Below are 25,086 nucleotides of genomic sequence, written 5' to 3' on the forward strand. Positions count from 1 at the left end.
GTGAACGAGCGTGGAAGGAGAGCGCGTTGAACGACCGTTGGCTCCGCTGCCGGGCGCCCCGTGCCGACCCCCGGGTGCGCGTGGTGTGCTTCCCGCACGCCGGCGGCACGGCGGGCCCGTACGCGGCCTGGGGTGCGGCCCTCGACGGCCGGACGGAGCTGTCGGCCGTGCAGTACCCCGGGCGCGAGGAGCGCATCGAGGAGCCGCCCCCGCACGACCTCGACGCACTGCTGAGCGGTGTGTGCCGTGCCCTGCTGCCGCTCGCCGGCCGCCCGCTGGTGCTGTTCGGGCACAGCCTCGGCGCCGTCGTCGCCTACGAGACGGCCCGCCGGCTGACCCGGCAGGGAGCGCCGCCCGCCCGGCTGGTGGTCTCCGGCCGGCGCGCCCCGTGCGTGCCGGTGACCGGGGATCTGCACACCCGGTCCGACGACGCCCTGGTGGCCGAGCTGGCGCGGCTCGGCGCCACCAGCGCGGAACTGCTGGCCGAGCCGGCCTTCCGCACCGTCTATCTGCCCGCCGTACGCGCCGACTTCGCCCTGGCCGAGACCTACCGGTACGCCCCCGCCGGGCCGCTGCCCTGCCCGGTGACCGCCGTCATCGGCGCGGCGGACACCGAGGTCGACCACGACCAGGCGAGCCGGTGGGCCGCCCACACCACCGGCGCGTTCACCCTGCACACCGTCCCCGGCGGCCACTTTTGGTTCGTCCCGGACGACACCGGCGTGCTGCACCTGCTGCGTACCGCGGCGCACGAGGCGTCGCGGCCCGTTCCCTCGGAAAGCGAGACCCCCGCGTGAACATGCCCGACGGCCTGATCGAACGTCATGTGCCCTTCCTCGCCGATCGGATCGCCACGGCCACCGTGCTGTGCGCCGGCTCGGACGCGCCGTACCTGCTCTACGAACGCGACGGTTCCGTCTCCTGGGCGGAGGGCGAAGCGGTCGTCGTGGAGGCCGGAGCGGAGGGCGCCACCGTCGGGGTCGGAGGCACCCGGCGCCGGCAGCCCGCCGTCGCCGGCGTGCACCCGCTGGCCGCGGCCGGCCGCGCCGTCGAACTGGTGGGCCGCGGCAACTGGCGGGCCCACGGCTGGGTGGACTTCTCCTATGTGCGGGCGCGTGCGGGCGCGGGCCCCGAGCCCGGCGGCCGGCCGGCGGTGCGGTTCGTCCTGCCCCGGCGCGAGGTGCGGATGCGGGGCTCCGAGGCGCTGCTGCGTGCCGAGGACGGCGCGGCGCTCGACCGGCTGGAGCGCAGACTGTGCGCGGCCGCCGACCGGGCGGAGGCCCTGACGCACGGGGACGGCCCCCGCCGGGCGGCCGTGCCCGTGGACCCGGACGCCGGAGCCGTCCGCTACCGGGAGGACGTCGCCCGGGCCGTGCGGGAGATCCGCGCCGGGCGGCTGGAGAAGGTCATCCTCTCCCGGACCGTTCCCGTGCCGGGCGCCGTCGATCTGCCCGCCACCTATCTCGCCGGGCGCCGGTCGCACGAGCCGGCGCGCTCCTTCCTGCTGCGGCACGGCGGTCGCGAGGCCGCCGGGTTCAGCCCCGAGATCGTCGTCCGGGTCGGCGCCGACGGCACCGTCACCGCCCAGCCGCTGGCCGGAACCCGCGCGCTGACCGGGGAGCCGGAGGCCGACGCGGAACGCCGGGCCGAGCTGTACCGGGACCCGAAGGAGGTCTACGAACACGCCGTCTCGGTACGGCTGGTGCAGACCGAACTGGAGAGCGTGTGCATCCCCGGGACGGTGCGCACCGGCGAGTTCATGACCGTCGAGGAACGCGGCAGCGTGCAGCACCTCGCCTCCCGGCTGTCCGGGCGGCTCGCCGCCGGGGCCGGCCGGTGGAGCGCCCTGGACGCGCTCTTCCCCGCCGTCACCGCCTCCGGCATACCCAAACAGGCCGCCTGCGAGCTGATAGCCCGGAGCGAACCGGAGGAACGCGGCCTGTACAGCGGCGCGGTGGTCACCGTGGACGCCGACGGGACGCTCGACGCGGCACTGGTGCTGCGCAGCGTCTACCGGGACGGCGGACGGACCTGGCTGCGCGCCGGGGCCGGCATCGTCGCGCAGTCCGACCCGGAGCGCGAACTGGAGGAGACCCGCGAGAAGTTGCGGGCCGTCAGCCGGTGTCTCGTGGCGCCGCACGACGTGGCGGCCGGCGGCCCGCACCCGGAACCGGCGGCCCCGGCCCGGGCGGCGTCGTGAGCCGCGACGACGGGCCCCTGCGTGTGGTGGTCGCCGGCACCGCCTTCGGCAGGATCTACCTCGACGCGGTACGGGCCTCCGCCGGGGCCTTCACGCTCACCGGCGTCCTCGCCAAGGGCAGCGACTTCTCCCGCCGCCTCGCCGAACGGGAGGGCGTGCCGCTGTACACCGCGCCCGAGCAGGTGCCCGACAGCACCGACATCGTCTGCGTCGTCGTCCGCTCCGGCGCCACCGGCGGCCCGGGCTCCGAACTGGCCCGCGCCTTCCTGCGCCGCGGCATGCACGTCCTCCAGGAACACCCGGTGCACGCCGACGAGATCGTCGAGAACCTGCGTGCGGCCCGGGACGGCGACGCGGCCTACGCGGTCGACACCCTCTACCCCGACCTCGCGCCGGTGCGCGCCTTCCTGGCCGCCGCCGCCACGCTGCGCGCCCGCGGCCCGCTGCGGTTCCTGGACGCCGCCTGCAACAGCCAGGTCGCCCATCCGCTGCTCGACGTGCTCGGCCGGGCCGTCGGCGGACCCAGGCCCTGGGCCTTCGGCGCCTGCCACGAGCCGGACGCCGCACTCGCCGCCGCCGCGCACGGGCCGCAGCCCTTCCGGACGCTGCACGCCGTCCTCGGCGGCGTACCGGCCACGCTGCGGGTGCAGAACCAGGTGCACCCCGACGACCCGGACAACCACTCGTTCCTGCTGCACCGGATCGCGCTCGGCACCGACGCCGGTGTGCTCACCCTCGCCGACACCCACGGGCCCGTGCTGTGGAACCCCCGGCTGCACGCCCCGCGGGACGCCACCGGCCGCCTCGTGCTGGCGGGACCGGGCACGGAACGGCTCGCCGCCGCGTCCACCACCCGGCTCCACCGGGCCGCCGGCAGCTATCACGAGGTGTTCGCACAGCTGTGGCCGCAGGCGGTGCTGTCCGCCCTGCACCGGCTGCGGGAGGCCGCCGCCGCACCCGCCCGCCGGGCCGCCGCCGGCCAGTGGGCGCTGACCGTCGCCCGCTGCTGGACGCAGCTGACCGCCCGGCTGGGCATGCCCGAGCTGATCCGCCCGCCGGAGCCCCCCGTCGTGACCGCCGACGAACTGGCCCGCGCGAGCGCCGGGTCGCCGCCCGGCGGCGGTGCACCGGCCGGCACCGCCGACCCGGCCGCCGCACCCCGCCGGCCCGCCGCGGCCGGCCCGCGAGGAGGACGAGAGGGATGACGGACCACCGCACCGCCGCCGGACGGCCCGCGGCCGGCGAGGGACGGACAGGAGAGCCGACGGGCACCCGGTGCAGCCATGTGCTGCTGCGGGTACGGGAACTGCCGCGCGCCGTGGCCGACTTCCGGGCCGCGGGCTTCGAGGTGGCCTACGCGACCGCGCCCGAGCACAAGGCCCTGCACGCCCACGTGTGGTTCCGCGAAGGCCCCGTCATCGAACTGCTCACCACCCCGCCCGGCGCCCGCTGGATGCGGCTGCCCGTCACCCTGCGGTTCGGCCGTGGCGCGGGCGCCCGCATGGTGCGCTGGGCCCGGCAGGACGAGGGCTTCTGCGATCTGGCCCTGCTCGCCGACGCCGACGGCTTCCCCGAGCGGCTGCGGGCACTGCGCCGCGCGGGCGTACCCGGCGGCCGCCCGGTGCACTGGCGGCGACGGCGCCCGGACGGCGCCGCCACCCGCTTCTCCTTCGCCTACCCGCGCGCCCACCGGCTGCCGTTCCTGGTCACCCCCTACGACCCGCCGCAGCACCCGCCGGACGTCCGCCATCCCAACGGCGCGACGGCGCTGCGCACCGTCGTGCTCGGCGTCGCCCCGGCGGATCTGCCGGCCGTGCGGCAGCTCACCGGCACCGACCCCGGCGACCTCGGCCTGCCCGGGCTGCGTATCGAGGAGGCGGAGACCACCGGGGTGCGCGCCGTCGAACTCGCGGGCCTGACCACCGCGCCCGCCCCGGAACTGCTGCACGGCGCCGTACTGCGCCCGGCCGTCGAAGCCCCGCACACCACACACCGCAAGGGACCCCGCACACCATGACCGTACCCACCACCGCGACCGAGATCGTCGACGAACTCCACAGCCTGGGCGCGGAGTTGTGGGCCGAGGACGGCCGCATCCGGTTCCGCGCGCCGCAGGGCGTGCTCACCGAGGAGCGGCGGCAGGCGCTGCGCGGCCACCGGGCCGAGATCCTGGCGCTCCTGGCCGCCGAGGACGCCGCCGGGACCGTCGTCCCCGACCCCGGCGCCGCCGGCGAGCCGTTCCCGCTGACGGATGTGCAGACGGCCTATCTGCTCGGCCGGAACGACTCCTTCGGCCACGGCGGCGTCGCCTGCCACGGCTATCTGGAGGTCGGCTACCCCGCGGTGGACCCGCGGGCGCTGGAGGACGCCTGGAACGCGCTGATCGCACGCCACGGCATGCTGCGCGCCGTCGTCCACGAGGACGGCTCCCAGCAGGTCCTCGACGAGGTGGCACGCTGCCGCGTCGCCGTCACGGACCTGCGGGCCGCGCCGCCGCACGAGGCCGCGGCCCATCTGGCCTCCGTACGCGAGGAGATGGGGCACCGCACCTACGACACCACGCGCTGGCCGCTGTTCGAGCTGCGGCTGACCCGCACCGGCCCCGACGACCCCGCCGGGCCCGGCGGCACGGCGGACATCCTGCACTTCTCCCTCGACTCGCTCATCGCCGACTGGGGCAGCGCCCGGATCCTCCTCGACGAACTGGACACCCTGCTCGCGGCCCCGGACCCGGCCGACACCTCCGTGCTGCCGCCGCTCGACCTCTCCTTCCGCGACTACCTGCTCGCCGAGCGGGCGCTGCGGGACACCGCCCGCTACCGCAGGGACCGCGCCCACTGGCGCTCGCGCACCGCCGAGCTGCCCCCGGCACCCGAACTGCCCCGGCGGCCCGCGGAACAGGGCGGCGGCGCGGAAGCCGCGCCCCGGTTCGTCCGCCACGGCTTCCGGCTGCCCGAACCGGCCTGGGCGCGGCTGCGGGAACGGGCCGCCGCCCACGGCCTCACCCCGACGAGCGTGCTGCTCGCGGCGTACGCCTCCGTACTGGACCGGTGGAGCCGCCGCTCCCGCTTCACCGTCAACCTCACGCTGCTCAACCGGCTGCCGCTGCACCCCCAGGTCGACCGGCTGGTGGGCGACTTCACCTCGGTGAGCCTGCTGGAGGTGGACGGCCTCGCGGGCTCCGGGCTGCGCGAGCGGGCCGCCCGGCTGGGGGAGCGGCTGTTCACCGACCTCGACCACCGGCTGTACTCCGGTGTGCAGGTGATCCGCGATCTGGCCCGGGAACGCGGCCGCGCGGCGGCCCTCATGCCGTACGTGTTCACCAGCGCCCTCGGCGTCGGCCCCGGCACCACGGCGAGCGGCCGCACGCCCGGCGCCGGCATCACCCAGACCCCGCAGGTCCTCCTCGACTGCCAGGTCGGCGACGGCTCGGGCGCCCTGGAAGCGCACTGGGACGTGCGCGCAGGCGCGTTCCCCGACGGCGTGGTCGAGGACATGCTCGACGCCTTCGGCACGCTGCTCACCGCGCTCGCCGACGACCCGGCGGCCTGGGAGGACCCCGAACCGGTGGCCCTGCCCGGCCGGCAGCGGCGCGAACGCGACGCCGCCAACGACACCGCGGGCCCCCTGCCCGACGGACTGCTGCACCACGGCTTCTTCGAGCGCGCCGCACGCGCACCGCGGGAGCCCGCCCTGACCGGGGTGTTCGGCACCGTCCGGTACGGCGAACTGGCCCGTACCGCCGGGGCGGTGGCCCGGGCGCTGCGCGCGGCCGGCTGCGTGCCCGGCGACCGCGTGGCCGTGCTCACCGACAAGGGCCCCGAGCAGGCCGCCGCCGTGCTGGGAACCCTGCTGGCCGGCTGCGCCTATGTGCCCGTGGACGCCGCCCAGCCCGCGCTGCGCCGGCGCGGCCTGCTCACCGGCGCGCGGGTCCGGCACGTACTGACCCAGTCCTGGACGGTCCCGGACGACGGGCTGCCCGACGGCCTCGCGCACACCCGCGTGGACGCGCTGGAACCCGTCGACGAGGTGCCCGCGGCCCCCGACGGCGACCCCGACGCCCCCGCCTACATCATCCACACCTCCGGCTCCACCGGCGCCCCCAAGGGCGTCGTCGTCTCCCACCGGGCCGCGCTCAACACCGTGCGGGACATCAGCGAACGCTTCGGCGTCACCGCCCGGGACCGGATACTGCAACTCGCCCAGCTCGGCTTCGACCTGTCGGTCTACGACCTGTTCGGCGGCCTCGCGGCCGGTGCCGCCCTGGTGCTGCCGGACCCCGCGCGGCACGCCGACCCCTCCCACTGGGCCGAGCTGTGCGCCCGCCACGCCGTCACCGTGTGGAACTCCGTGCCGGCCCAACTGCACATGCTGGCCGACTATCTGGAAGCCGAACCGGTCGCCCTCCCGGCACTGCGGCTCGCGCTGCTGTCCGGCGACTGGATACCCGTGACGCTGCCCGCCCGCATCCGCGGCCTGGTGCCCGGTCTGCGAGCGGTGTCGCTGGGCGGCGCCACCGAGGCGGCGATCTGGTCCATCCACCACCCGATCGAGGAGGCCGACGCCGGCCGGACCGCCGTCCCCTACGGCCGCCCCCTGCGCAACCAGGGCTTCCAGGTGCTGGACGAGGACGGCCGGGACTGCCCGGTCTGGGTGCCCGGCGAGCTGTACATCACCGGGGCCGGGCTCGCCCTCGGCTACTTCGACGACCCCGCGCTGACCGCACGGCGCTTCCCCGCGGGCGCACCGGGCGGCGCCCGCCACTACCGCACCGGCGACCTGGGCCGCTATCTGCCCGGCGGGGAGATCGAGTTCCTCGGCCGGGAGGACACCCAGATCAAGCTGCGCGGCCACCGGATCGAACTCGGCGAGGTGGAGGCGGCCCTGCTGGCCCACCCGGGCGTCGGCGCCGCCGCCGTCGTCGCGGAGAGCACGGCGGACGGCGCCCGGCAGGGAGCCGACCGGGCGCTGCTCGCCTTCGCCGAACCCGCCCGGCGGACCCCCGCGGACACGGCGGAGGCCGACGCCCGGCTGCGCGCGGCGGCGGCCCGGTTCGCCGGCCGTCAGCTGACCGGGGCTGCCGCCGAGCGGGCGGCAGCACACCACCGGGCCCTGCACCACGCCGCCCGGCTGTCGATGCTGCACGGGCTGCGGGCACGCGGCGCCTTCGCCGGGCCGGGACCGTGCACCGCCGAGCAGGTGCTGGCGGACGCCCGGGTGCACGAGCGGCACCGGTGGCTGGTGCGCCGCTGGCTGGCGGTCATGGCCGAGGGCGGTGCGCCCGGCGTCCTCACCGCCGGAGCCGACGGCCGCTTCCGCCCGGCACACCCGGACGGCACCGAAGCGGTCGAACACGCCTGGCAGCAGGTGGCCGAGGGCGTCGAACACGGCCTGTGCACACCGGAGTTCCTCGACTACCACCGTGCGCACATCCGCCGGCTCGACGCCCTGCTGGACGACGCACAGAGCCCCTTCGAGCTGCTCTTCCCGCAGGGCGGGGACGGCCCGGCCCGGGCCGTCTACCGCGACGACGCCCTCTCCCGCTACCTCAATCACGCGGCGGCCGCTGTCGTGCACCGCGCAGCCGCCGAACACCGGGGCGGCGGCCCGCTGCGGGTCGTCGAGCTGGGCGCCGGCACCGGCGCCACCACCTCCGCCGTGCTGCCGCTGCTGGACGGCTTCACCGTCGACTATCTGTTCACCGACGCCGACCCGTCCTTCCTGCCCCAGGCACGGCACACCTTCGGCGGGAACGCCCAGGTGCGCTACGGAGTCCTCGATGTCGACCGGGCCCCGCACACCCAGGGGGTCGCCCCGAACTCCGCCGACGTCGTCGTGTGCGCCGGCATGCTCAACAGCGCCCGGGACCCCGCGCGGGCCGTCGCCACCGCCGTCGAACTCCTCGCCCCCGGCGGCCTGTTGGTGGTCACCGAGCCCACCGCCGAACACCCGCACATCCTGCTCACCCAGGGCTTCATGATGGAACCGGCCGACGGCGACCGGGAGCGCGGCCCCTCCCCGCTGCTGTCGCCGGAGCGCCGGCGGCGGCTGTTCGCCGAGGCCGGGGCGCACGAGGTGTTCGCCCTGCCCGACGCGGACCATCCGCTGGCCGCGGCCGGCGCCGGCGTGTTCGTCCTGCGGGCGAAGAGCGACCGGGCGCCGCTGCGCGCCGACGAGCTGACGGCCCACCTGGCCGAGCGGCTGCCCGCCGCCATGGTGCCCGCACAGCTGCACGTCGTCGACGCGCTGCCCACCACCGCCAACGGCAAGATCGACCGGGCGGCGCTGGCCGGTCTGCGCCTCGGTGAACTCGCCGGCGCCGAACCGCCGTCGCCCGCCGGGGAGGGCGGCCTGGAGGACCGGCTGTGCGCGCTGTGGGCCCAGGCGCTCGGCACCGGCCGGATCGGCCCCGGAGAGAACGTCTACGACCGCGGCGCCGACTCCCTCGTCATGGCCCGCGTGGCCGGCCGGCTGCGCGAGGACGTCGCCGAGGCCGCCGCCTTCAGCTACGACGCGCTGCTGCGGCAGATGCTCAACGAGCCCACCGTCGCCGCCCTCGCCAGGGCGCTGCGCGCCGCACCGGGCGCCGCCGGCCCCCGAGAGGCCGCCGGCGCACCGGCCACCACCACGGGCAACGCCCTGCTCGTCCCCTTCGGCGGCGACCCAGCGGACGGGCGGCCCGGCGACGAACCCGGCACCGTCCGGGTGCTCTTCCACGCGGCGCTGGGCACCCTCGACTACTTCCAGCACCTGGGCCGCGCACTGGCCGGCCAGCGCCTCGGCCCGGTCGTCGGCGTGGCCGTGGCCGACGCCGAGGAGTACACCGCCACCGCACCGGAGCAGCTGGTGGCGACCGTCGCCGACCGCTACGCACAGCGCCTCGCCGACGAGGGCTGGACCCGCTTCCAGCTCGTCGGCTACTGCCTCGGCGGACTGCTGGCCACCGAGGTCGCCCGGCGGCTGAGCGAACGCGGCCTGGACGTCGTCGATCTGACGCTGGTGGACAGCATCCCCATGTTCATCGCCACCGACGAGGAACTGGCCTACGAGTCCATCTTCGTGCCCAACCTCGGGCTCGACCCGGTGCCCGCCGTCTTCGGCGAGGACGTCGCGGCGACGGATGTCTACCGCGCCGTCGAGCTGCTGACCGAGCGGCACGGCGGGAACATCCCCGCCGGGGCCCTCGCCGCCCTCGACGGGGATCCCGGACTGGCGGCCGTCGCCGCCGCGGCCCGCCGTGCCGGGGCACGCCCGCAGGCCGAACGCCTCGCCGGATACGCCCGCGCCGCCGAGGGCGACGCCGGGGTCCCGGTGGACGCCGAGCTGGTGCCGAACCTCTTCCGGGTGTGCCGGCACAGCATGCGCGCCGCCCACCTCGAACTGGAGCCCTACGCCGGGGACATGACGTTCCTGCGCGCCGCCGAACAGCAGTCGTTCGGCGTCACCGGCGGCGTCGGACATCTCGCCGCGCCCTTCTGGGAGCGCACCTGCCTGGGCCGGTTCACCGTGCACGACGTGCCCGGCAACCACTTCAGCGTCATCGAACCGCCGCACGTCCACACCGTGGCCGCGCACCTGGCCACGCCCTGGCGCACCCCCGAGGAGACCCAGCGAGGAGCACAGGCATGACGGACACCACCGTGGCGCACGACCCGGCGCCCGGCCGGCGGGACGAGCCCCTGCCCCAGGAGGCGGCCTCCGCGGACCGCGAGCGCGCCCAACGGCGGGACACCGCACGGGCGTTGACCGAGCTGCGCCGGCCGGTCGCCTGGATGACCCGGCTCGGCGTGCTGCTCGGCGGCCTCGGCGCGCTCGCCACCCTCATGCCGTTCGTGGGCATCGCGGAGATCGGCCGCACCCTGCTGGCCGAGGGGCCGCTCGACCGGGACCGGGTGCTCACCGCGGCCGTCGTCGTTGCCGTGACGCTGGTCGCCGGCTGGAGCTGCAACGGGGCGGCGCTGTGGATCACCCATGTCGCCGACGGCCGGCTCCAGGCGGACCTGCGCCGCCGGCTGGCCGCCAAGCTCGGCGAGGTGCCGCTGGGCTGGTACTCCGAGACGACCTCCGGCCGGGTACGCAAGGCGGCCCAGGAGGACATCGACGATCTGCACCACCTCGTCGCCCACCACGACGTGGAGCTGGCGGGAGCCGCCGTGCTGCCGGTGGCCGGGCTGGGCTATCTGTGCTGGGTCGACTGGCGCCTCGCACTGCTGGCGCTCGCCACCCTGCCCGTGTACCTCGTCGCGTACGGCTTCATGATGCGCGGATTCCAGGACAAGATGCGCGAGATGGACGCCGGCTTCGCCCGGGTCAGCGCGGCCATCGTGGAGTTCGTGCACGGCATCGCCGTGGTGAAGGTGTTCGGCGGAGCCCACCGGGCGCACGCCGGATACCGCCGCGCGGTGGGCGAGTACGGCGAGAAGTACGCGGGCTGGGTCCGCCCTGTGCTGAAGCTGGAGGCGTACACCTCCATGGCGCTGTCCGTCCCGGTGATCGCCCTCGTCGGGCTGGCCGGCGGGATCTGGTTCACCGACCGGGGCTGGGTGACCCCCGCCGACGTCCTCGCCGAGGTCCTCGTCGCCGTCGTCGTGCCCTCCACCCTGCTCACCCTGAACCAGGGCTTCACCGCCCAGCGCAAGGCCGTGGCCGCCGCCGGACGGATCGTCGGGCTGCTGGAGACCCCGGCGCTGCCCGTCGCCGAGCGGCCGCGTGCACCCCGGGGCAGCGACGTGGAGTTCGACGGCGTCCGGTTCGGCTACGACCCGCACACCCCGGTGCTCACCGGCATCGACCTGACCTGCCGGCCGGGCACCGTCACCGCGCTCGTCGGCAGCTCCGGCGCCGGCAAGTCCACGCTCGCCCAGCTGGTGCCCCGCTTCCACGACGTCGACGCCGGAGCCGTCCGGGTCGGCGGGACGGACGTACGGGAGATCGCGCCCCGCGAGCTGTACCGGCACGTGGGCTTCGTGCTCCAGGACGTGCAGCTGCTGCACGGCACCGTCGCGGACAATCTGCGGCTCGGCCGGCCGGACGCCACCGCGGAGGAACTGGTACGGGCCGCCGAGGCGGCACGGATCCACGAGCGGGTGACGCGGCTGCCGCGCGGCTACGACTCCGTCGTCGGCGAGGACGCCGTCCTCTCCGGCGGCGAGGCCCAACGCCTGGCCATCGCCCGCGCGTTGCTCGCCGACACCCCCGTGCTCGTCCTGGACGAGGCCACCGCGTTCGCCGACCCGGAGTCCGAGGCCGAGATCCAGGACGCGCTGTCCACCGTGGTGCGCGGCCGCACCGTGCTGGTGATCGCCCACCGGCTCACCACCGTCACCGGCGCCGACCGGATCGTGGTGCTCGACGACGGCCGCATCGCCGAACAGGGCACACACGGCGAACTGCTCGCCGCCGACGGGCGCTACGCCCGGATGTGGGCCGCCCAGGGCGGCGGCGAGCAGCACGACCTCGCACGGAACCCCGGCCCGCACGGCCCGCACGGTCCGCACCGCCCCCCGGAGGAGAACGAGCGATGATCCGTCACCTGGCCAAGATCCTGGGCCCGGCACACCGGGGCGCCCTGCGCCGCTACCTGGCCTGGCTGGTCGGCTACGCCGTCCTCGAAGGCGTCGCCATGGCCTGTCTGGTGCCCGTGCTGCGGGCCGTGTTCGAGGGCGACACCGGCCGGGCGCTGCGCATGCTGGCCGTGCTGGCCGCCGCCGTCCTCGCCACCTGCGTGGCCCGCTACCAGCAGGCCATGCAGGGCTTCCGGCTGGCGCTGGCCACCCTCGGCACGCTGCACGAGCGGCTCGGCGACCACGTCGTCAAGCTGCCGCTGGGCTGGTTCACCTCGGAGAAGGTCGGCCGGCTCTCCCGCAGCGCCACCACCGGCACGTTCATGGTCACCAACGTCTTCGCGCACATGCTGACGCCCGCCGTCAGCGGGGTGGTCACCCCGGCCACGGTGCTGGCCGCCATGCTCGTGCTGGACTGGCGGCTCGGACTGGTGCTGCTGGTGTGCGCACCCCTGCTGTACGCCACGCACCGCTGGTCCGCGTCCTGGATCGGACGCTCGGAGGAACAGCGGGACGCGGCCGACGCGCTGGCGGGCAGCCGCGTCGTGGAATTCGCCCGCAACCAGCGGACGCTGCGCGCCTTCGGCCGCGGTGTCGAGGGGTATGCCCCGCTGGAGGAGGCCATCGAGCGGCGCAGCCGGGCGGGCGGGCGGATGCTCGGCGAGACGATGCCGCGGCTGCTCGCCAACGGCCTGGCCGTGCAGCTCTCGTTCGCCGCGCTGGTCGCCGCCGGGGTGGCGCTGGCGCTGCGGGACGCCATCGAACCGGTCGCGCTGGTCGCCCTGCTGGCGCTGGCCGCACGGTTCGTCGGCCCGCTCAGCGAGGCCGCCGGTATGAGCGGCATGCTCCGCATGGCGGGCAACGATCTGCGCCGGCTGGCCGCGCTGTTCGACGAGCGTCCGCTGCCGGAGGCCACCGCAAAGGCCCCGCTGGAGCGGCCCGGCGAGATCGCCTTCGAGCACGTCACCTTCGGGTACGAGGAGGACGCCCCCGTACTGCGGGACGTCTCGCTGCGGGTGCCGCCGCGCACCATGACCGCCGTGGTGGGCGCGTCCGGCTCCGGCAAGACCACCCTCACCCGGCTGATCACCCGCTTCTTCGACGTCGACGCGGGCACGGTCCGGGTGGGCGGCGCCGACGTACGGGAGCTGCCCACCGCCCGGTTGATGGACCAGCTCTCCCTCGTCATGCAGGACGTCTACCTGTTCGACGACACGCTGGAGGGCAACATCCGGGTCGGCCGCCCCTCCGCCACGGACGCCGAGGTACGCGAGGCCGCCCGGCTGGCCGGGGTGGACGAGATCGTCCACCGGCTGCCGCAGGGCTGGCGGACCCCGGTGGGGGAGGGCGGAGCCGCGCTGTCCGGCGGCGAACGGCAGCGGGTCTCCGTCGCCCGTGCCGTCCTCAAGGCGGCGCCCGTCGTGCTGCTGGACGAGGCCACGGCGGCGCTCGACCCGGAGAACGAGAGGTACGTCCAGGAGGCGCTGCGCACACTGATGCGCACCTCGACGCTGGTGGTGATCGCGCACAAGCTGCCCACGGTGGTCGCCGCCGACCAGATCGTCGTGCTGGACGAGGGCCGCATCGCCGAACGCGGCACCCACGAGGAGCTGTTGGCGGCGGGCGGCCGCTACAGCCGCTTCTGGGAGCAGCGCCGCCGCAGCCGCGGCTGGCGGCTCGTCGGCGCCGGCGACCCCGGCCCGGAATCCGCCGCCGCACCGCCGGACGCCGCCGCCTCCGCTCCCTTCGCCTCCTCTTCGGCCCCTGGTCCCGCTGCCGCCGCCGCTCGGTCCGACGGGCACGGCGACGGCTCCGGCAGCACCGGGGCGGCCCGGTGATCGGGGTGATCGGCGGCTACGGAGACGTCGGGGAGCACGCGGTGCGCGCCCTCCACCGGGCCGGGCAGCGACTGCGGATCGGCGGGCGCGACGCACGCGCCGCGGCGCACGCCGCCCGCCGGGTGGACGGCGCGGAGCACGCGGCCGTCGACATCACCGACCCCGGCAGCGTCCGCGCGTTCGCCGAGGGACTGCGGGCGCTCGTCGTCTGCGCCGGGCCCTCCCGGTTCACCGGCACCACCGCGGCCGACGCCGCTCTGGCAGCGGGCGCCGACTACCTCGACGCCGCCGGCGACGCCCCGCACGCACAGCCGGAAGGCGCCCCGTTCGTGCGCGCCGGCCGGACCGCCGTGCTCTCCGCCGGGCTGCGGCCCGGGCTGACCGGGCTGTTCCCGCGCGCGGTCGCCGGCTGGGCACGCGCCGACGGGCTGACGCGGGTGCACGGCCTGAGCGTGCACACGCGGGTGGTCGACCGCTTCACCCGCACCGCCGCCCTGGAGTACGTCCACGGCGCCGCCGCCGGAGCCGCCCGCCCGCTCGCCGCCTGGCGCGACGGCGCGCCCCGGGCCCGGGCCCTCACCCGCCGCACCGCGACGGACCTGCCGTTCTTCCCCGGCAGAAACACCCTGCTGCCCCAACTGACCGCCGAGGACGAGCGGTTGGCGCGCGACCTGGGACTGGAACGGGGCGACTGGCTGACGGTGCTCTCCGGCGAGCACGTCACCGCCGCGTTCGACCGGGTGCACACGCTGCCCCCGGGCGAGGCGGCCGATCTGCTGTGCCGGGCGGGGCTGCTGGATCTCGCCGGGCGCAGGACGTCGGTCACGCTCGCCGTCACCGCCGAGGGGACCGGGCCGCACGGCCCCGGCAGCAGGACCGCCGTCCTGCACGGCACGGGCAACGCCCCGCTGAGCGGCGCCGTCCTCGCCCGGGCCACGCTCGCGGTCCTGCGCGGCGACATCCCGCCGGGGTGCCACCAGGCGGCCGACGTCCTCGACCCGGAGGCCACCGTCACCGCACTCACCGCCGACGACGGCTCCGGCGCCCCGCCTCCGCCCGCCCGTGTCGTCCATCTGCCCACGGACACCGCACCGTTCACCGCGGGCGCGGCCACCGAGGAAGGAACCCTGTGAACGCCGCACAGCCAGCGCACACCGCACGCCCCACGAGCCCCGCGGCCTCTGCGGCACCGGCGACTGCTGCGAACCCCGCGAACTCCCCGACTGCTGCGAACCCCGCGGAACCCGTGAGCGTGCACGGGTCCTCCAGCGCACCCCGGCAGGAGGAGGCCGATCCGCTGTCGGCCGGGCTGGAGCGGCTGGACGCCGTCAGCCGCGCCGCGATGGACCGGCTGCTGCGCCCCGCGCTGCCCGCCCGCGAACCGGAACTCGCCGCCGCCCTGCGCGCCGCGCCCCGGCACCGTGCGCTGCTGCGCCGCTGGCTGGCCACGCTGTGCCGCGCCGGGCTGCTCGCCCGCGACCCCGACGGCACGTTCCGCGCCGCCGCCCCCGCGCCCCCGTACCGGCCCGGTCAACTCGCCGACGCATACGCCGCGTTGGGGTTCCCGCCGGAGATGGCCCGCTACCACCGGGCCGCCCTCGACCGCCTGGCGGATCTGCTGAGCGACCGGATCAGCGCACAGCACCTGCTGTTCACCGGCCCCGGGCACGACGCCGCCCACGGGCCGGAGGCGGCGGCCGGGAGCGCGGCGCACGGTGTCCTCGGTGCCTACCAGCGCAATGTGTTCACCGCGTGGCTCAACGACCGCTGCGGGCAGCTGGCGCGTACCGCGGTGGCGCGCCGGGGCCGCCGCGCACGGGTGGTGGAGCTGGGCGGCGGGGCCGGTGTGACGACCGAGGCCGTCCTCGGTGCGCTGGCCGGGGCGCCACGGCTGTGCCCCGAGTACCTGTTCACCGATGTCTCACGGCTGTTCACCGCTGCCGCGGAGCGGATACCGGGCGTGCGCACCGCGCTGCTCGACATCGACGCCGACTTTCCCGCGCAGGGGTTCGCCGACGGCAGCGCGGACGTGGTGATTGCCGGCAACGTCCTGCACAACGCCGCCGACCTGCCGGCCACGCTGCGGCGCATCCGCCGACTCCTGTCTCCGGGCGGCGAGTTGCTCGTCCTCGACTCCGTGCGGGACACCGATGCCGTCCTCACCTCCCTGCACTTCCTGCTCTCTCCGCCGGCCGGATCCGAGCACGCCGACGATCCCCGTACCCGGTTCGCCGACCGGCGGTCCGGCACCGACGACGTCTTCCCCGATGCGGCGGCCTGGCGGGAGGAGCTGACGGGCGCCGGTTTCACCGTGTGTGCCACCCTGCCGCCGGAGGGGTCGCCGTACGCCGCCGCCGGTCAACTGCTGTGGCACGCCACGGCGGACCCGGAGCCGCGCGACGGGAGCGCCGGGCCGTCCCGGTCCGCGCGGCCCGCGACCGGGCTCCGGTTCGCCGACGCCGAACCCGACGCCGTGGTCTGCGAGATCGACGGGACGGCGTACCGCGCCGACGAGGTGGAGCGGGCCGTGCACGACGGCGGACGCGCCGGAGTGCCGCACACCGCACGGGAGTTCTTCGCCGCCGTCGCCGCCGTCCTGACCGCCTCTCCGCCGCTCCCGGCAGTCGGCACCCCGGGCACGCCCCCGCCGTGCACCGCCGTCCTCGCCGGGGACCGGGCGGGGGCGCGGGCGGCGGTGGAGACCTGGGCGCGCGGCGGTCGCGTCGTCTGCGCGGCACCGGACATCCCCGCCGCGCGGCTGCTCGCCCTGCTGGAGCGCGACGCCGTCACCGAGGCCGTACTGCCGCTGTCCTCCGTGCGGACGCTGCCGCGCGAGCCCGCCGCCGTGCTCACCGACCTCTCGACGCTCGCCCGGGTGCGCTGCACCGGCGGGGAGCCCACCGCGCAGGACACCGAAGCCTGGGCCGGGTTGGGCCCCGCGCCGGAGGCCGAGCTGTCCGGTCCCGCGCCGGAGGCCGAACTGTCCGGTCCCGCACCGGCCGAGCTGTCCGGCCCCGCACCGGACGGGAGCGCTCCGCCCGGCGGGGAGCACCCGGTCCGGAACGGCAGCACCGGCGGCGGCTCGGGCCGTACCGTCGGCGGCACGGCCGGTACGGGAGGCAGCTCGGACAGTGCCGGCGGCGGCACGGCCGGCACCGGTGGCAGCTCGGACAGTGCCGGTGGCTACGGCGGCACGGGCACGGGCACGGAAGCCGGGGAGCCGGGCGCCGGTCGCCGGGAGCCGGGCGCCGGTCGCCGGGAGGCGGTCGCCGGTCGCGGGGAGCCGGACGCCGGGCCGGACAGCCCGGTCACGCTCGCCGCTGCCGCGGGTGACGCCGCGCTGGACGGCGTCGACCAGCAGGCGGCGGTGGCCGCGGCCCGCGAAGTGGACCGCGCCGCGCTGCACACCATGCTGGGCACGCTGCGCCGCGCGGGCTGCTTCACCTCGCCCGCCGAGCAGCACACCGAGGCGCAGATCCGCACCGCCACCGGTGCCGCGCCCGCACACCACCGGCTGCTGCGCCGCTGGCTCACCGTCCTCACCGCCGAGGGACTGCTCGAAGAGGGGGCGGACGGTGCCTTCCGGCGCGTGCCCGGCCCGGAGTCGGGCACCGCGCCCGACCGGGTCTGGGAACGGGCCCGGCGGCGCTGGCTGGAGGTGTACGGCGCGGCGGACACCGTGGACCACGCGCGGCGCTGCGCCGAGGAGCTGCCCGCGTTGCTGCGCGGCGAGCACAGCGCGGCCCGACTCCTCTTCCCCGAGGGCGGTTTGGGGCATGCCCGTGCGCTGTACCGGGAGAGCGCCACCGCCCGCTACCAGCACCACGCGGCAGCCGAACTGGCCGCGGCACAGCTGCGTGCCCGGTCCGGGGCGGGCCGGCCCCACGTCCTGGAGGCCGGCGGCGGCACCGGGACCACCACGGAGGTCCTGCTCCCCGCGCTGCACCGGCTGCCGGGCCCGCCCGTCGACTATCTGTTCACCGACGTGTCGCCGTTCTTCCTCGGCCATGCCAGGGAGCGCTTCGGCGACCGCGTGCGCTACGGACTGCTGGACATCGACGGCGATCCGCTGGACCAGGGCCACCGCCCGGGAGAGGCCGATGTCGTGGTGGCCGGGGGAGTGCTCAACGCCGCCGTCGACACCGACGCCTCCGTGCGCGGGCTGGCCCGGCTGCTGACGCCGGGCGGGCTGCTGGTGCTGACGGAGCCGACCACCGAGGAGTACTGGGTGCTGGTGACCCAGGGCTTCTCGATGGCCGCACCGCGGGACGCGCGTGCCGCCACGGGCGCCAGCTTTCTGACCCGGGCGCAGTGGCTCGCCGTGCTCGACGGCGCGGGGCTGCGGCCGGTGGCCGATCTCCCCGGCCCGGGGCACCCGCTGGAGCCGCTGGGCCACCGGGTGTTCGCCGCCCGCGCCCCCGGCACCCACTGAACCGGCGCCGCACCACCGGCAGTCCGGCCCTTCCCGCCCGAGAACAGGGCCGGGGGAATCCAGCCCGGAATCCAGGCCCGGAAACCAGGCCCGGAACCAGGCCCGGAGGCCCGGCCCCGGAACCAGGACCCCCGAAGACGGGCCCCGGAAACAGGGCCCGGCAGACGTGAACCGGCAGACATGAACCGTAAGACGTGAACCGAGGAGCACCATGTGCGGAATCACCGGCTGGGTGGCGTTCGAGCAGGACCTCACCGGCCAGGGAGACACCGTCGCCGCCATGACCGCCACGCTCGCCGAGCGCGGCCCTGACGAGTCCGGCACCCGCCTGTTCCGGCACGCGGCGCTGGGCCACCGCAGGCTCGCCGTCATCGACCCGCCCGGCGGCCGGCAGCCGATGACGGCCGGAACACCGGCGGGGCCGGTCACCCTCGTCCACTCCGGGGAGGTGTACAACCACACCGCGCTGCGGGCCGAACTCACCGCGCGCGGCCACCGGTTCACCACCCGCAGCGACACCGAGGTGGTCCTGCGCGGCTATCTGGAGTGGGGCGAGGCGGTCGCCGAACGCCTCACCGGGATGTACGCCTTCGCGCTGTGGGACGAACGGCGGCAGCGGCTCGTGCTGGTCCGCGACCGGATGGGCGTCAAACCGCTGTATCTGCACCGCACGCACGACGGGCTGCTGTTCGGCTCCGAGCCCAAGGCCGTGCTCGCCAACCCGGTCTTCCCGCGCCGGGTGGACACCGGCTGTCTGCGCGAACTGGCGGGCTTCACCAAGGCCCCCGGCTGGTCGCTGTGGAAGGACCTGCGCGAGGTCGAGCCGGGCACCGTGGTCACCGTGGACCGGGCCGGGATGCGTGAGCGCACCTACTGGCGGCTGGAGACCACCGAGCACACCGACGACGCGGAGACCACCGTCGAGCGCGTCGCCGCGCTGCTCGGGGAGATCATGCCGCAGCAGCTCGTCTCGGACGTGCCGCAGTGCGTGCTGCTCTCCGGAGGGCTCGACTCCAGCGCCGTCACCGCGCTCGCCGCCCGCCACCAGCGGGAGACCGGCGGCAAACTGCGCACGTTCTCCGTCGACTTCGCCGGATACGAGGAGAACTTCCGCCCGGACGAGCTGCGCGAGACCCCCGACGCGCCCTACATCCGCGAGGTCGTCGCACACCTCGGCGCCGACCACCGCACGGTGCTGCTCGACTCCCGGTCCCTGCTGGATCCCGCGCTGCGCCGTGCCGTGGTCGGTGCCCGGGACATGCCCATCGGGCTGGGCGACATCGACAGCTCCATGCTGCTGCTGTTCCGGGCCATCCGGGAGCAGGCGACCGTGGCGCTGTCCGGCGAGTTCGCCGACGAACTCTTCGGCGGATACGCCTGGTTCCACCACCCCGCCGCCCGGGACGCCGACACCTTCCCCTGGCTCGCCTTCCAGAACACCTACACCGCCGACCGGACCGAGCCGCTGCGCCCCGAGCTGCGGGAGGCCCTCGACATCGGCGGCTATGTCGCCGACGAGTACGCGAGCGCCGTCGCCCGGGTCGAGCACCTGCCCGGCGAGGACGCCTTCGAGCGGCGGATGCGCACCAGCAGCCATCTGCACATCACCCGGCTGGTGCGGGCCATGCTCGACCGGAAGGACCGGATGTCCATGGCCGCCGGCCTGGAGGTCCGGGTCCCCTTCGCCGACCACCGGCTGGTCGAGTACGTCTACAACGCGCCCTGGGCGCTGAAGACCGTGGACGGCCGGGAGAAGGGGCTGCTGCGCCAGGCCGTCGCCCCGCTGCTGCCCCGCTCGGTGACGGAGCGGGTCAAGAGCCCCTACCCGTCCACCCAGGACACCGGATACGCCGCGGCCCTCCAGCGCCAGGCCCGCGACGTCCTCGCGGACCGCGACCACCAGGTGTTCGCCGTCTTCGACCGCGACTGGGTGCGGCGCACCGCCGACGCCGCCCCGGCGGCCGTGACCGGTGCCGCCCGCACCGGCCTGGAACGGTTCCTCGACTTCCACGTGTGGTCCGACGCCTACGACCCGGAGCTGACCGTGCCCTGACCCATCCTTCCGGTTCAGCCCCCGGTTCAGCCCCCGGCCCCGGCCCCGGCACCGGCACCGGCACGGTCCGCCGCTGCCCCGCAGGGTGCCGAACCCGCCGCGCACGGTCCGCCCTTGTCACGCACAGTGCCGAACCCGCCTCGCACGGCCCCGCACGTCCCGGCCCCGGCACACCCGCCGACCGCCGGGGCGGACAACCGCCGTCGCCCCCGCCCACCGCACCACCCGCACCACCCGACGACCGCCGCACACCCGACGACCGCCGCACACCCGGCGGCCCACCGCACGACAGGAGCACCCACATGACCGCGCCCACCCCGCCACTGCCCCTGGGAGAGGAGTTCATCCAGGACGCCCACACCGTCGCCGCCCGGCTGCGGTCGACGGCGCCGGTCCGCTTCGTCGAACTGCCCGGTGGTTTCCCGGTCTGGCTGGTCACCGGGCACGCCGAGGCCCGCGCCGCCGTCACCGATCCGCGGCTGAGCAGCCACGGCGTCTACGACCGGCTGGAGCGGATGCGCCTCGGCGACGGTGCCGACACCGAGAGCAGGTTCGCCCCCGAACTCGCCCGCAACCTGCTCAACCTGGACCCGCCGGACCACACCCGGCTGCGCTCCCTGCTCACCAAGGTGTTCACCGCCCGTGCCGTCGCCCCGCTGCGCCCCCGGATCGAGGCCATCGCCGACGAACTGCTCGACGCCATGGAGGCCGACGACGCGGCGGAGACCCCCGGCGGGGCCGGGGAGCACCGCGATCTGCTCGCCGACTACGCCCTCCCACTGCCCATCCGCGTCATCTGCGAACTGCTCGGCGTCCCCTTCGCCGACCGCGACCGGTTCACGGCCTGGTCGCGCACCATGGTCGCCGCCGGCACCCCGGACGAGATCGGCGCCGCCTCCCTGCGCATGGCCGGATATCTGGGGGACCTCGTCGAGCGCAAGCGCGCACACCCGGGCGAGGATCTGCTGACCCGGCTCGTGCACGTCAGCGAGGACGGCGACCGGCTCTCCCGCAACGAGCTGATCTCCACCGCCCTCGTCCTGCTCACCGGCGGCTTCGAGACCACCGTCAACCTCATCGGCAGCGGCACCCTGGCGCTGCTGCGCCACCCCGACCAGCTCGCCCTGCTGCGCGAACGCCCCGAGCTGCTGCCGGGCGCCGTCGAGGAGTTCCTGCGCTACGAGACGCCCAACAACCTCTCCTCGCCCCGGTACGCGACCGAGCCCGTCGAACTCGGCGGTGTCACCGTCCCCGAGGGGCACTTCGTGATGGTCTCCTGGCTCGCCGCCAACCGCGACGTCCGCTTCGCCGCACCCGACCGGCTCGACATCACCCGGCCCGCCGCCGGCCATCTCGCCTTCGGTCACGGCATCCACCACTGCGTCGGCGCCCCGCTGGCCCGGCTGGAGGGCGAGATCGCCTTCGGCCGGCTGCTCGCCCGGTTCCCCGGCCTCGCCCTCGCCGCCGCACCGGAGAACCTGCGCTGGCGGCACTCCACCGCCATGCACGGACTGGAGGAGCTACCGGTACGGCTGCACCCCGCACCTTGACCCCGCCCGTCCGCCGCCAGACCGAAGGACCGGCGACCGAGCACGAAGCGGGAGCCACTCACGCGCGAGAGCGCGAAGCCGAGCCGGAACGACGCGCGAGAGCGCGACGCGCGAGAGCACGACGCGGGCCGGCGCGACCGCACGCGAGCACGGCCCGCGAGAGCACAGCCCCGCGACAGCACGACGCACGACACGAAGGAACAGAAGGACGAGGACGACACCGTGCCCCAGCTCGACGGATTCACCCCCTGGCCCCGGCAGTTCGCCGACCGGTACCGCGCCGCCGGCCTCTGGAGCGGCACCACTCTCGGCGCCGTCCTGCGCGACAGCGCCCACCGCACCCCCGGCCGTACCGCCCTCGTCGACGGCGACCGCCGCTGGACGTACGCGGAACTCGACGCCGCCGCCGACCGCGTGGCCGACGGGCTGCGCGCCCACCGGCTGCACCCGGGCAGCCGCCTGCTGGTGCACCTGCCGAACAGCTCCGAGTTCGTCACCCTGCTGTTCGGCTGCTTCCGGGCCGCCGTCGTCCCGGTGCTCGCGCTGCCCGCGCACCGGGAGAGCGAACTGACGCACCTGGCCCGGCTCTCCGGCGCCGAGGCGTATGTGCTGCACGCCGACGGCCACGAGCAGCACCGGCTCGCCCACGCGGTCACCGGCGCCGCCCCCACCGTCCGGCACGTCTTCGCCGCCGGTCCGGAACGGCCCGGCCCCTGGGCCCCGTTCGCGGCGCTGCTCGGCCGGGACCGGGCGGACGGAACCGAGCCCGCACGCGGCGCCGGAACCCCGCCGGACCCCACCCCGGGCCCCGGCCCCGCGCATTCCGCCGCCGACTCCGCGCACCCCGGGGATGTCGCCGTGCTGCTGCTGTCCGGCGGCACCACCGGGCCGCCCAAGCTGATACCGCGCACCCACGACGACTACGCCTACAACGTGCGCGCCTCGGCACGCGCCGCGGGCTTCGACGCGCACACCGTCACGCTCGTCGCGCTGCCCGCCGCCCACAACTTCGCCCTCGCCTGCCCCGGACTGCTCGGCACCCTGTGCACCGGTGGCACCGTCGTGCTGAGCCCCGGGCCCGACCCGGAGACGGCGTTCCCGCTCCTCGCGCGGGAGCGCGTGACCACCGTCGCGCTGGTCCCGCCGCTGGTGCTGGCCTGGCTGGACGCGGCGGAACTCCTCGACCCGGACCTGAGCAGCCTCGCACTCCTCCAGGCCGGCGGCTCCCGGCTGAAGGAGGAGGCCGCGCGCCGGGTGCGCCCGGTGCTCGGCTGCGCCCTCCAGCAGGTGTACGGCATGGCCGAGGGGCTGTTGAACCTCACCCGGCTCGACGACCCCGAGGAACTGGTGCGCACCACCCAGGGCAGGCCGCTGTCGGAGGCCGACGAGGTGCGCGTCGTCACGCCCGACGGAACCTCCGTACCGCCGGGCGAGGCAGGCGAGTTGTGGGTGCGCGGCCCCTATACCCTGCGCGGCTACTACCGCGCCGAGGAGCACAACCGCACGGCCTTCACCCCGGACGGCTACTTCCGCACCGGTGACCTGGTCCGCACCCTGCCCACCGGCCATCTCGTCGTCGAGGGCCGGGTGAAGGACGTCATCAACCGGGGCGGGGACAAGGTTCCGGTGGAGGAGGTGGAGAACCATCTGCTGGCCCACCCCGCGGTGCACGACGTGGCGCTGGTCGGCTTCCCGGACGCGGAGATGGGCGAGCGCACCTGCGCGTTCGTCGTGCCACACGGTCCGGACGAGCCCACCCGCCGGGACCTGGTGGCGCATCTGACCCGGCGCGGCGTCGCCGCCTTCAAACTGCCCGACCGGGTGCGGACCCTGGCCGTCTTCCCCCGCACGGGAGCCGGCAAGGTCGACCGTGCCGCGCTGGCCCGGACCCTCACCACGCCCGAGGAGACCCGATGACCGCCCGCCGCGTCCCGGAACCCGTCGCCTACCCCTTCCACACGAGGGACGGGCTGGGCCTCGCCGCCGCCTACCGGGAGGCCCAGCGCACCGCCGGACCGATCCGTGTGCAACTGCCCTACGGCGAACCCGCCTGGCTGGTGACGCGGTACGCCGAGGCCCGCGCCGTGCTCGCCGACCACCGCTTCAGCCGCGCCATGGACGCCGTGCGCGACGCGCCGCGCACCACGCCCGTCAGCCCCATCGGGCTGGTGGCCACCGACCCGCCGGAACACACCAGGCTGCGGCGGCCCGCGGCGCGCGCCTTCACCGCACGGCGGGCGGAACGGCTGCGGCCCCGGGTCCGGGAGATCGCCGAGGCCGCCGCGCACCGGCTGGCCGCGCAGGGCCCGCCCGCCGACCTCGTCGAGGGCTTCGCCCTGCCGGTGCCGATCGCCGTCATCTGCGAGCTGCTCGGCGTCCCCACCGCCGACCGGGACCGGTTCCGGGGCTGGAGCGACACGGTGCTCTCCACCAGCGGCGCCACCCGGGAGGACTTCGGCGCCGCCACCGGGGAGTTGAAGGCGTACATGGCCGCGCTGCTCGCCCAGCGCCGCACCGAACCCGCCGACGACCTGCTGACCGCCCTCCTGCACGCCCGCGCCGAGGACGCCGACACCGCCGCCACCGCAGTCTCCGCCGCTACCGCAGTCTCTGCCGCCAGCGCAGCTTCCGCCGACACCGCAGCTTCCGCCGCCGTCGGCCCCTCCGCCACCGCCACCGCCACCGACTGCCCTGAGACCGCCGAGACCGTCACCGATACCGAAGCCGCTGCCGACTCCGCTGACACCGTCACCGACACCGCAGCCGCCGACTCCGCCGCCGACGCCCCCGACACCGCCGGGCCTCAACAGCACGGCACCGCATCCGGCGCCACATCCGGCACCGCACACGGCACAGCGCACAGCGCCGCGCACGGCACCGGCGATGCGCCAGGCACCTCCGCCGACGACGAACTCGTCGAGCTGTGCATCGCCCTGCTGCTGGGCGGCTACGAGACGACCGCCGCCCAACTGGCCAACTTCACCTGGGTGTTGCTCACCGAGCGCCCGGAGGTCCTCCCCGCGCTCGCCGACTCGCCGGGCAGCGCCGAGGCGTGGGTGGAGGAACTGCTGCGGTACGTACCGCTGGCCGCCTCCGCCTCGCTGCCGCGGTACGCCACGGAGGACGTCGAGGTCGGCGGCGTCCGGGTACGGGCCGGGGAACCGGTGCTGGTGGCGATCGGTGCCGCCGACCGGGACGGGCTGCGCTATCCGCGCCCCGACGACCTCGACCCCGGCCGGGACACCGGCGGCCATCTCGCCTTCGGCCACGGCATCCACCACTGCGCCGGGGCGGCGCTCGCCCGGGTCGAACTCCAGGAAGGGCTGCGGGCCCTCGCCCGGGTGCTCCCCGGGCTCCGCCCGGCGGGCGCGCCCACCTGGAGGACCGCGGCGTTCCTGCGCGGTCCGGCCGAGCTGCCCGTGCGCTGGTGACCGCCGCGGGGACGCCCGC

General features: G+C 76.2%; 13 protein-coding genes. All 13 read left to right on the top strand.

Annotated features, from left to right (window positions below; translation table 11 throughout):
- Nucleotides 1-26 precede the first annotated feature (26 nt).
- The 13 genes from SCA03_RS02675 to SCA03_RS35915 all read left to right on the top strand — a co-directional run bounded on the left by SCA03_RS02675 (nucleotide 27) and on the right by SCA03_RS35915 (nucleotide 25,067).
- Nucleotides 27-797 (top strand): thioesterase II family protein, encoded by a 771-nt coding sequence (locus SCA03_RS02675; RefSeq protein ID WP_030874890.1) that lies wholly within the window; start codon nucleotides 27-29, stop codon nucleotides 795-797.
- Nucleotides 798-799: 2 nt separating this feature from the next.
- The gene (locus SCA03_RS02680; RefSeq protein WP_063767330.1) at nucleotides 800-2,200 is read left to right on the top strand and encodes a salicylate synthase; all 1,401 of its coding nucleotides are present in this window, start codon (nucleotides 800-802) and stop codon (nucleotides 2,198-2,200) included.
- Complete coding sequence (locus SCA03_RS02685) at nucleotides 2,197-3,405, top strand: Gfo/Idh/MocA family oxidoreductase (protein ID WP_086814260.1); 1,209 nt, start codon at nucleotides 2,197-2,199, stop codon at nucleotides 3,403-3,405. The genes SCA03_RS02680 and SCA03_RS02685 overlap by 4 nt, the downstream gene beginning before the upstream one ends.
- Nucleotides 3,402-4,217: a VOC family protein gene (locus SCA03_RS02690; RefSeq protein WP_169729601.1), complete on the top strand. Its 816-nt coding sequence runs from the start codon at nucleotides 3,402-3,404 to the stop codon at nucleotides 4,215-4,217. The genes SCA03_RS02685 and SCA03_RS02690 overlap by 4 nt, the downstream gene beginning before the upstream one ends.
- Nucleotides 4,214-9,829 (top strand): non-ribosomal peptide synthetase, encoded by a 5,616-nt coding sequence (locus SCA03_RS02695; protein WP_086814255.1) that lies wholly within the window; start codon nucleotides 4,214-4,216, stop codon nucleotides 9,827-9,829. Before SCA03_RS02690 ends, SCA03_RS02695 begins: the two co-directional genes overlap by 4 nt.
- Nucleotides 9,826-11,724 (top strand): ABC transporter ATP-binding protein, encoded by a 1,899-nt coding sequence (locus tag SCA03_RS02700; protein ID WP_086814253.1) that lies wholly within the window; start codon nucleotides 9,826-9,828, stop codon nucleotides 11,722-11,724. The genes SCA03_RS02695 and SCA03_RS02700 overlap by 4 nt, the downstream gene beginning before the upstream one ends.
- The gene (locus tag SCA03_RS02705) at nucleotides 11,721-13,601 is read left to right on the top strand and encodes an ABC transporter ATP-binding protein (protein WP_086814251.1); all 1,881 of its coding nucleotides are present in this window, start codon (nucleotides 11,721-11,723) and stop codon (nucleotides 13,599-13,601) included. Before SCA03_RS02700 ends, SCA03_RS02705 begins: the two co-directional genes overlap by 4 nt.
- Entirely contained in the window at nucleotides 13,598-14,734 is a 1,137-nt protein-coding gene (locus SCA03_RS02710) for a saccharopine dehydrogenase NADP-binding domain-containing protein (protein WP_107428932.1), read from the top strand. The genes SCA03_RS02705 and SCA03_RS02710 overlap by 4 nt, the downstream gene beginning before the upstream one ends.
- A gap of 113 nt (nucleotides 14,735-14,847) precedes the next feature.
- On the top strand, nucleotides 14,848-18,033 hold the full coding sequence (locus SCA03_RS36725) for a methyltransferase (RefSeq protein ID WP_141275178.1): 3,186 nt from the start codon (nucleotides 14,848-14,850) through the stop codon (nucleotides 18,031-18,033).
- 211 nt (nucleotides 18,034-18,244) lie between these two features.
- The gene (gene asnB, locus SCA03_RS02720) at nucleotides 18,245-20,086 is read left to right on the top strand and encodes an asparagine synthase (glutamine-hydrolyzing) (RefSeq protein WP_030874867.1); all 1,842 of its coding nucleotides are present in this window, start codon (nucleotides 18,245-18,247) and stop codon (nucleotides 20,084-20,086) included.
- Nucleotides 20,087-20,388: 302 nt separating this feature from the next.
- On the top strand, nucleotides 20,389-21,636 hold the full coding sequence (locus tag SCA03_RS02725) for a cytochrome P450 family protein (RefSeq protein ID WP_086814697.1): 1,248 nt from the start codon (nucleotides 20,389-20,391) through the stop codon (nucleotides 21,634-21,636).
- Between the two features lie 222 nt (nucleotides 21,637-21,858).
- Nucleotides 21,859-23,553 carry a (2,3-dihydroxybenzoyl)adenylate synthase gene (locus SCA03_RS02730; RefSeq protein WP_086814696.1) on the top strand — a complete coding sequence of 565 codons (1,695 nt, stop codon included), beginning with the start codon at nucleotides 21,859-21,861 and terminating at the stop codon, nucleotides 23,551-23,553.
- Entirely contained in the window at nucleotides 23,550-25,067 is a 1,518-nt protein-coding gene (locus SCA03_RS35915) for a cytochrome P450 (protein WP_230988451.1), read from the top strand. Before SCA03_RS02730 ends, SCA03_RS35915 begins: the two co-directional genes overlap by 4 nt.
- Nucleotides 25,068-25,086: the final 19 nt, after the last annotated feature.

It is taken from the genome of Streptomyces cacaoi, from assembly GCF_006539165.1.
Taxonomy (GTDB): domain Bacteria; phylum Actinomycetota; class Actinomycetes; order Streptomycetales; family Streptomycetaceae; genus Streptomyces; species Streptomyces cacaoi.

What these genes read in the sequence shown, in the direction of transcription:
- SCA03_RS02680 (WP_063767330.1), top strand. Translation starts at nt 800, where the DNA reads ATGCCCGACGGCCTGATCGAACGTCATGTGCCCTTCCTCGCCGATCGG.
- SCA03_RS02690 (WP_169729601.1), top strand. Translation starts at nt 3,402, where the DNA reads ATGACGGACCACCGCACCGCCGCCGGACGGCCCGCGGCCGGCGAGGGA.
- SCA03_RS02695 (WP_086814255.1), top strand. Translation starts at nt 4,214, where the DNA reads ATGACCGTACCCACCACCGCGACCGAGATCGTCGACGAACTCCACAGC.
- SCA03_RS02700 (WP_086814253.1), top strand. Translation starts at nt 9,826, where the DNA reads ATGACGGACACCACCGTGGCGCACGACCCGGCGCCCGGCCGGCGGGAC.
- SCA03_RS02705 (WP_086814251.1), top strand. Translation starts at nt 11,721, where the DNA reads ATGATCCGTCACCTGGCCAAGATCCTGGGCCCGGCACACCGGGGCGCC.
- asnB (WP_030874867.1), top strand. Translation starts at nt 18,245, where the DNA reads ATGTGCGGAATCACCGGCTGGGTGGCGTTCGAGCAGGACCTCACCGGC.
- SCA03_RS02725 (WP_086814697.1), top strand. Translation starts at nt 20,389, where the DNA reads ATGACCGCGCCCACCCCGCCACTGCCCCTGGGAGAGGAGTTCATCCAG.
- SCA03_RS35915 (WP_230988451.1), top strand. Translation starts at nt 23,550, where the DNA reads ATGACCGCCCGCCGCGTCCCGGAACCCGTCGCCTACCCCTTCCACACG.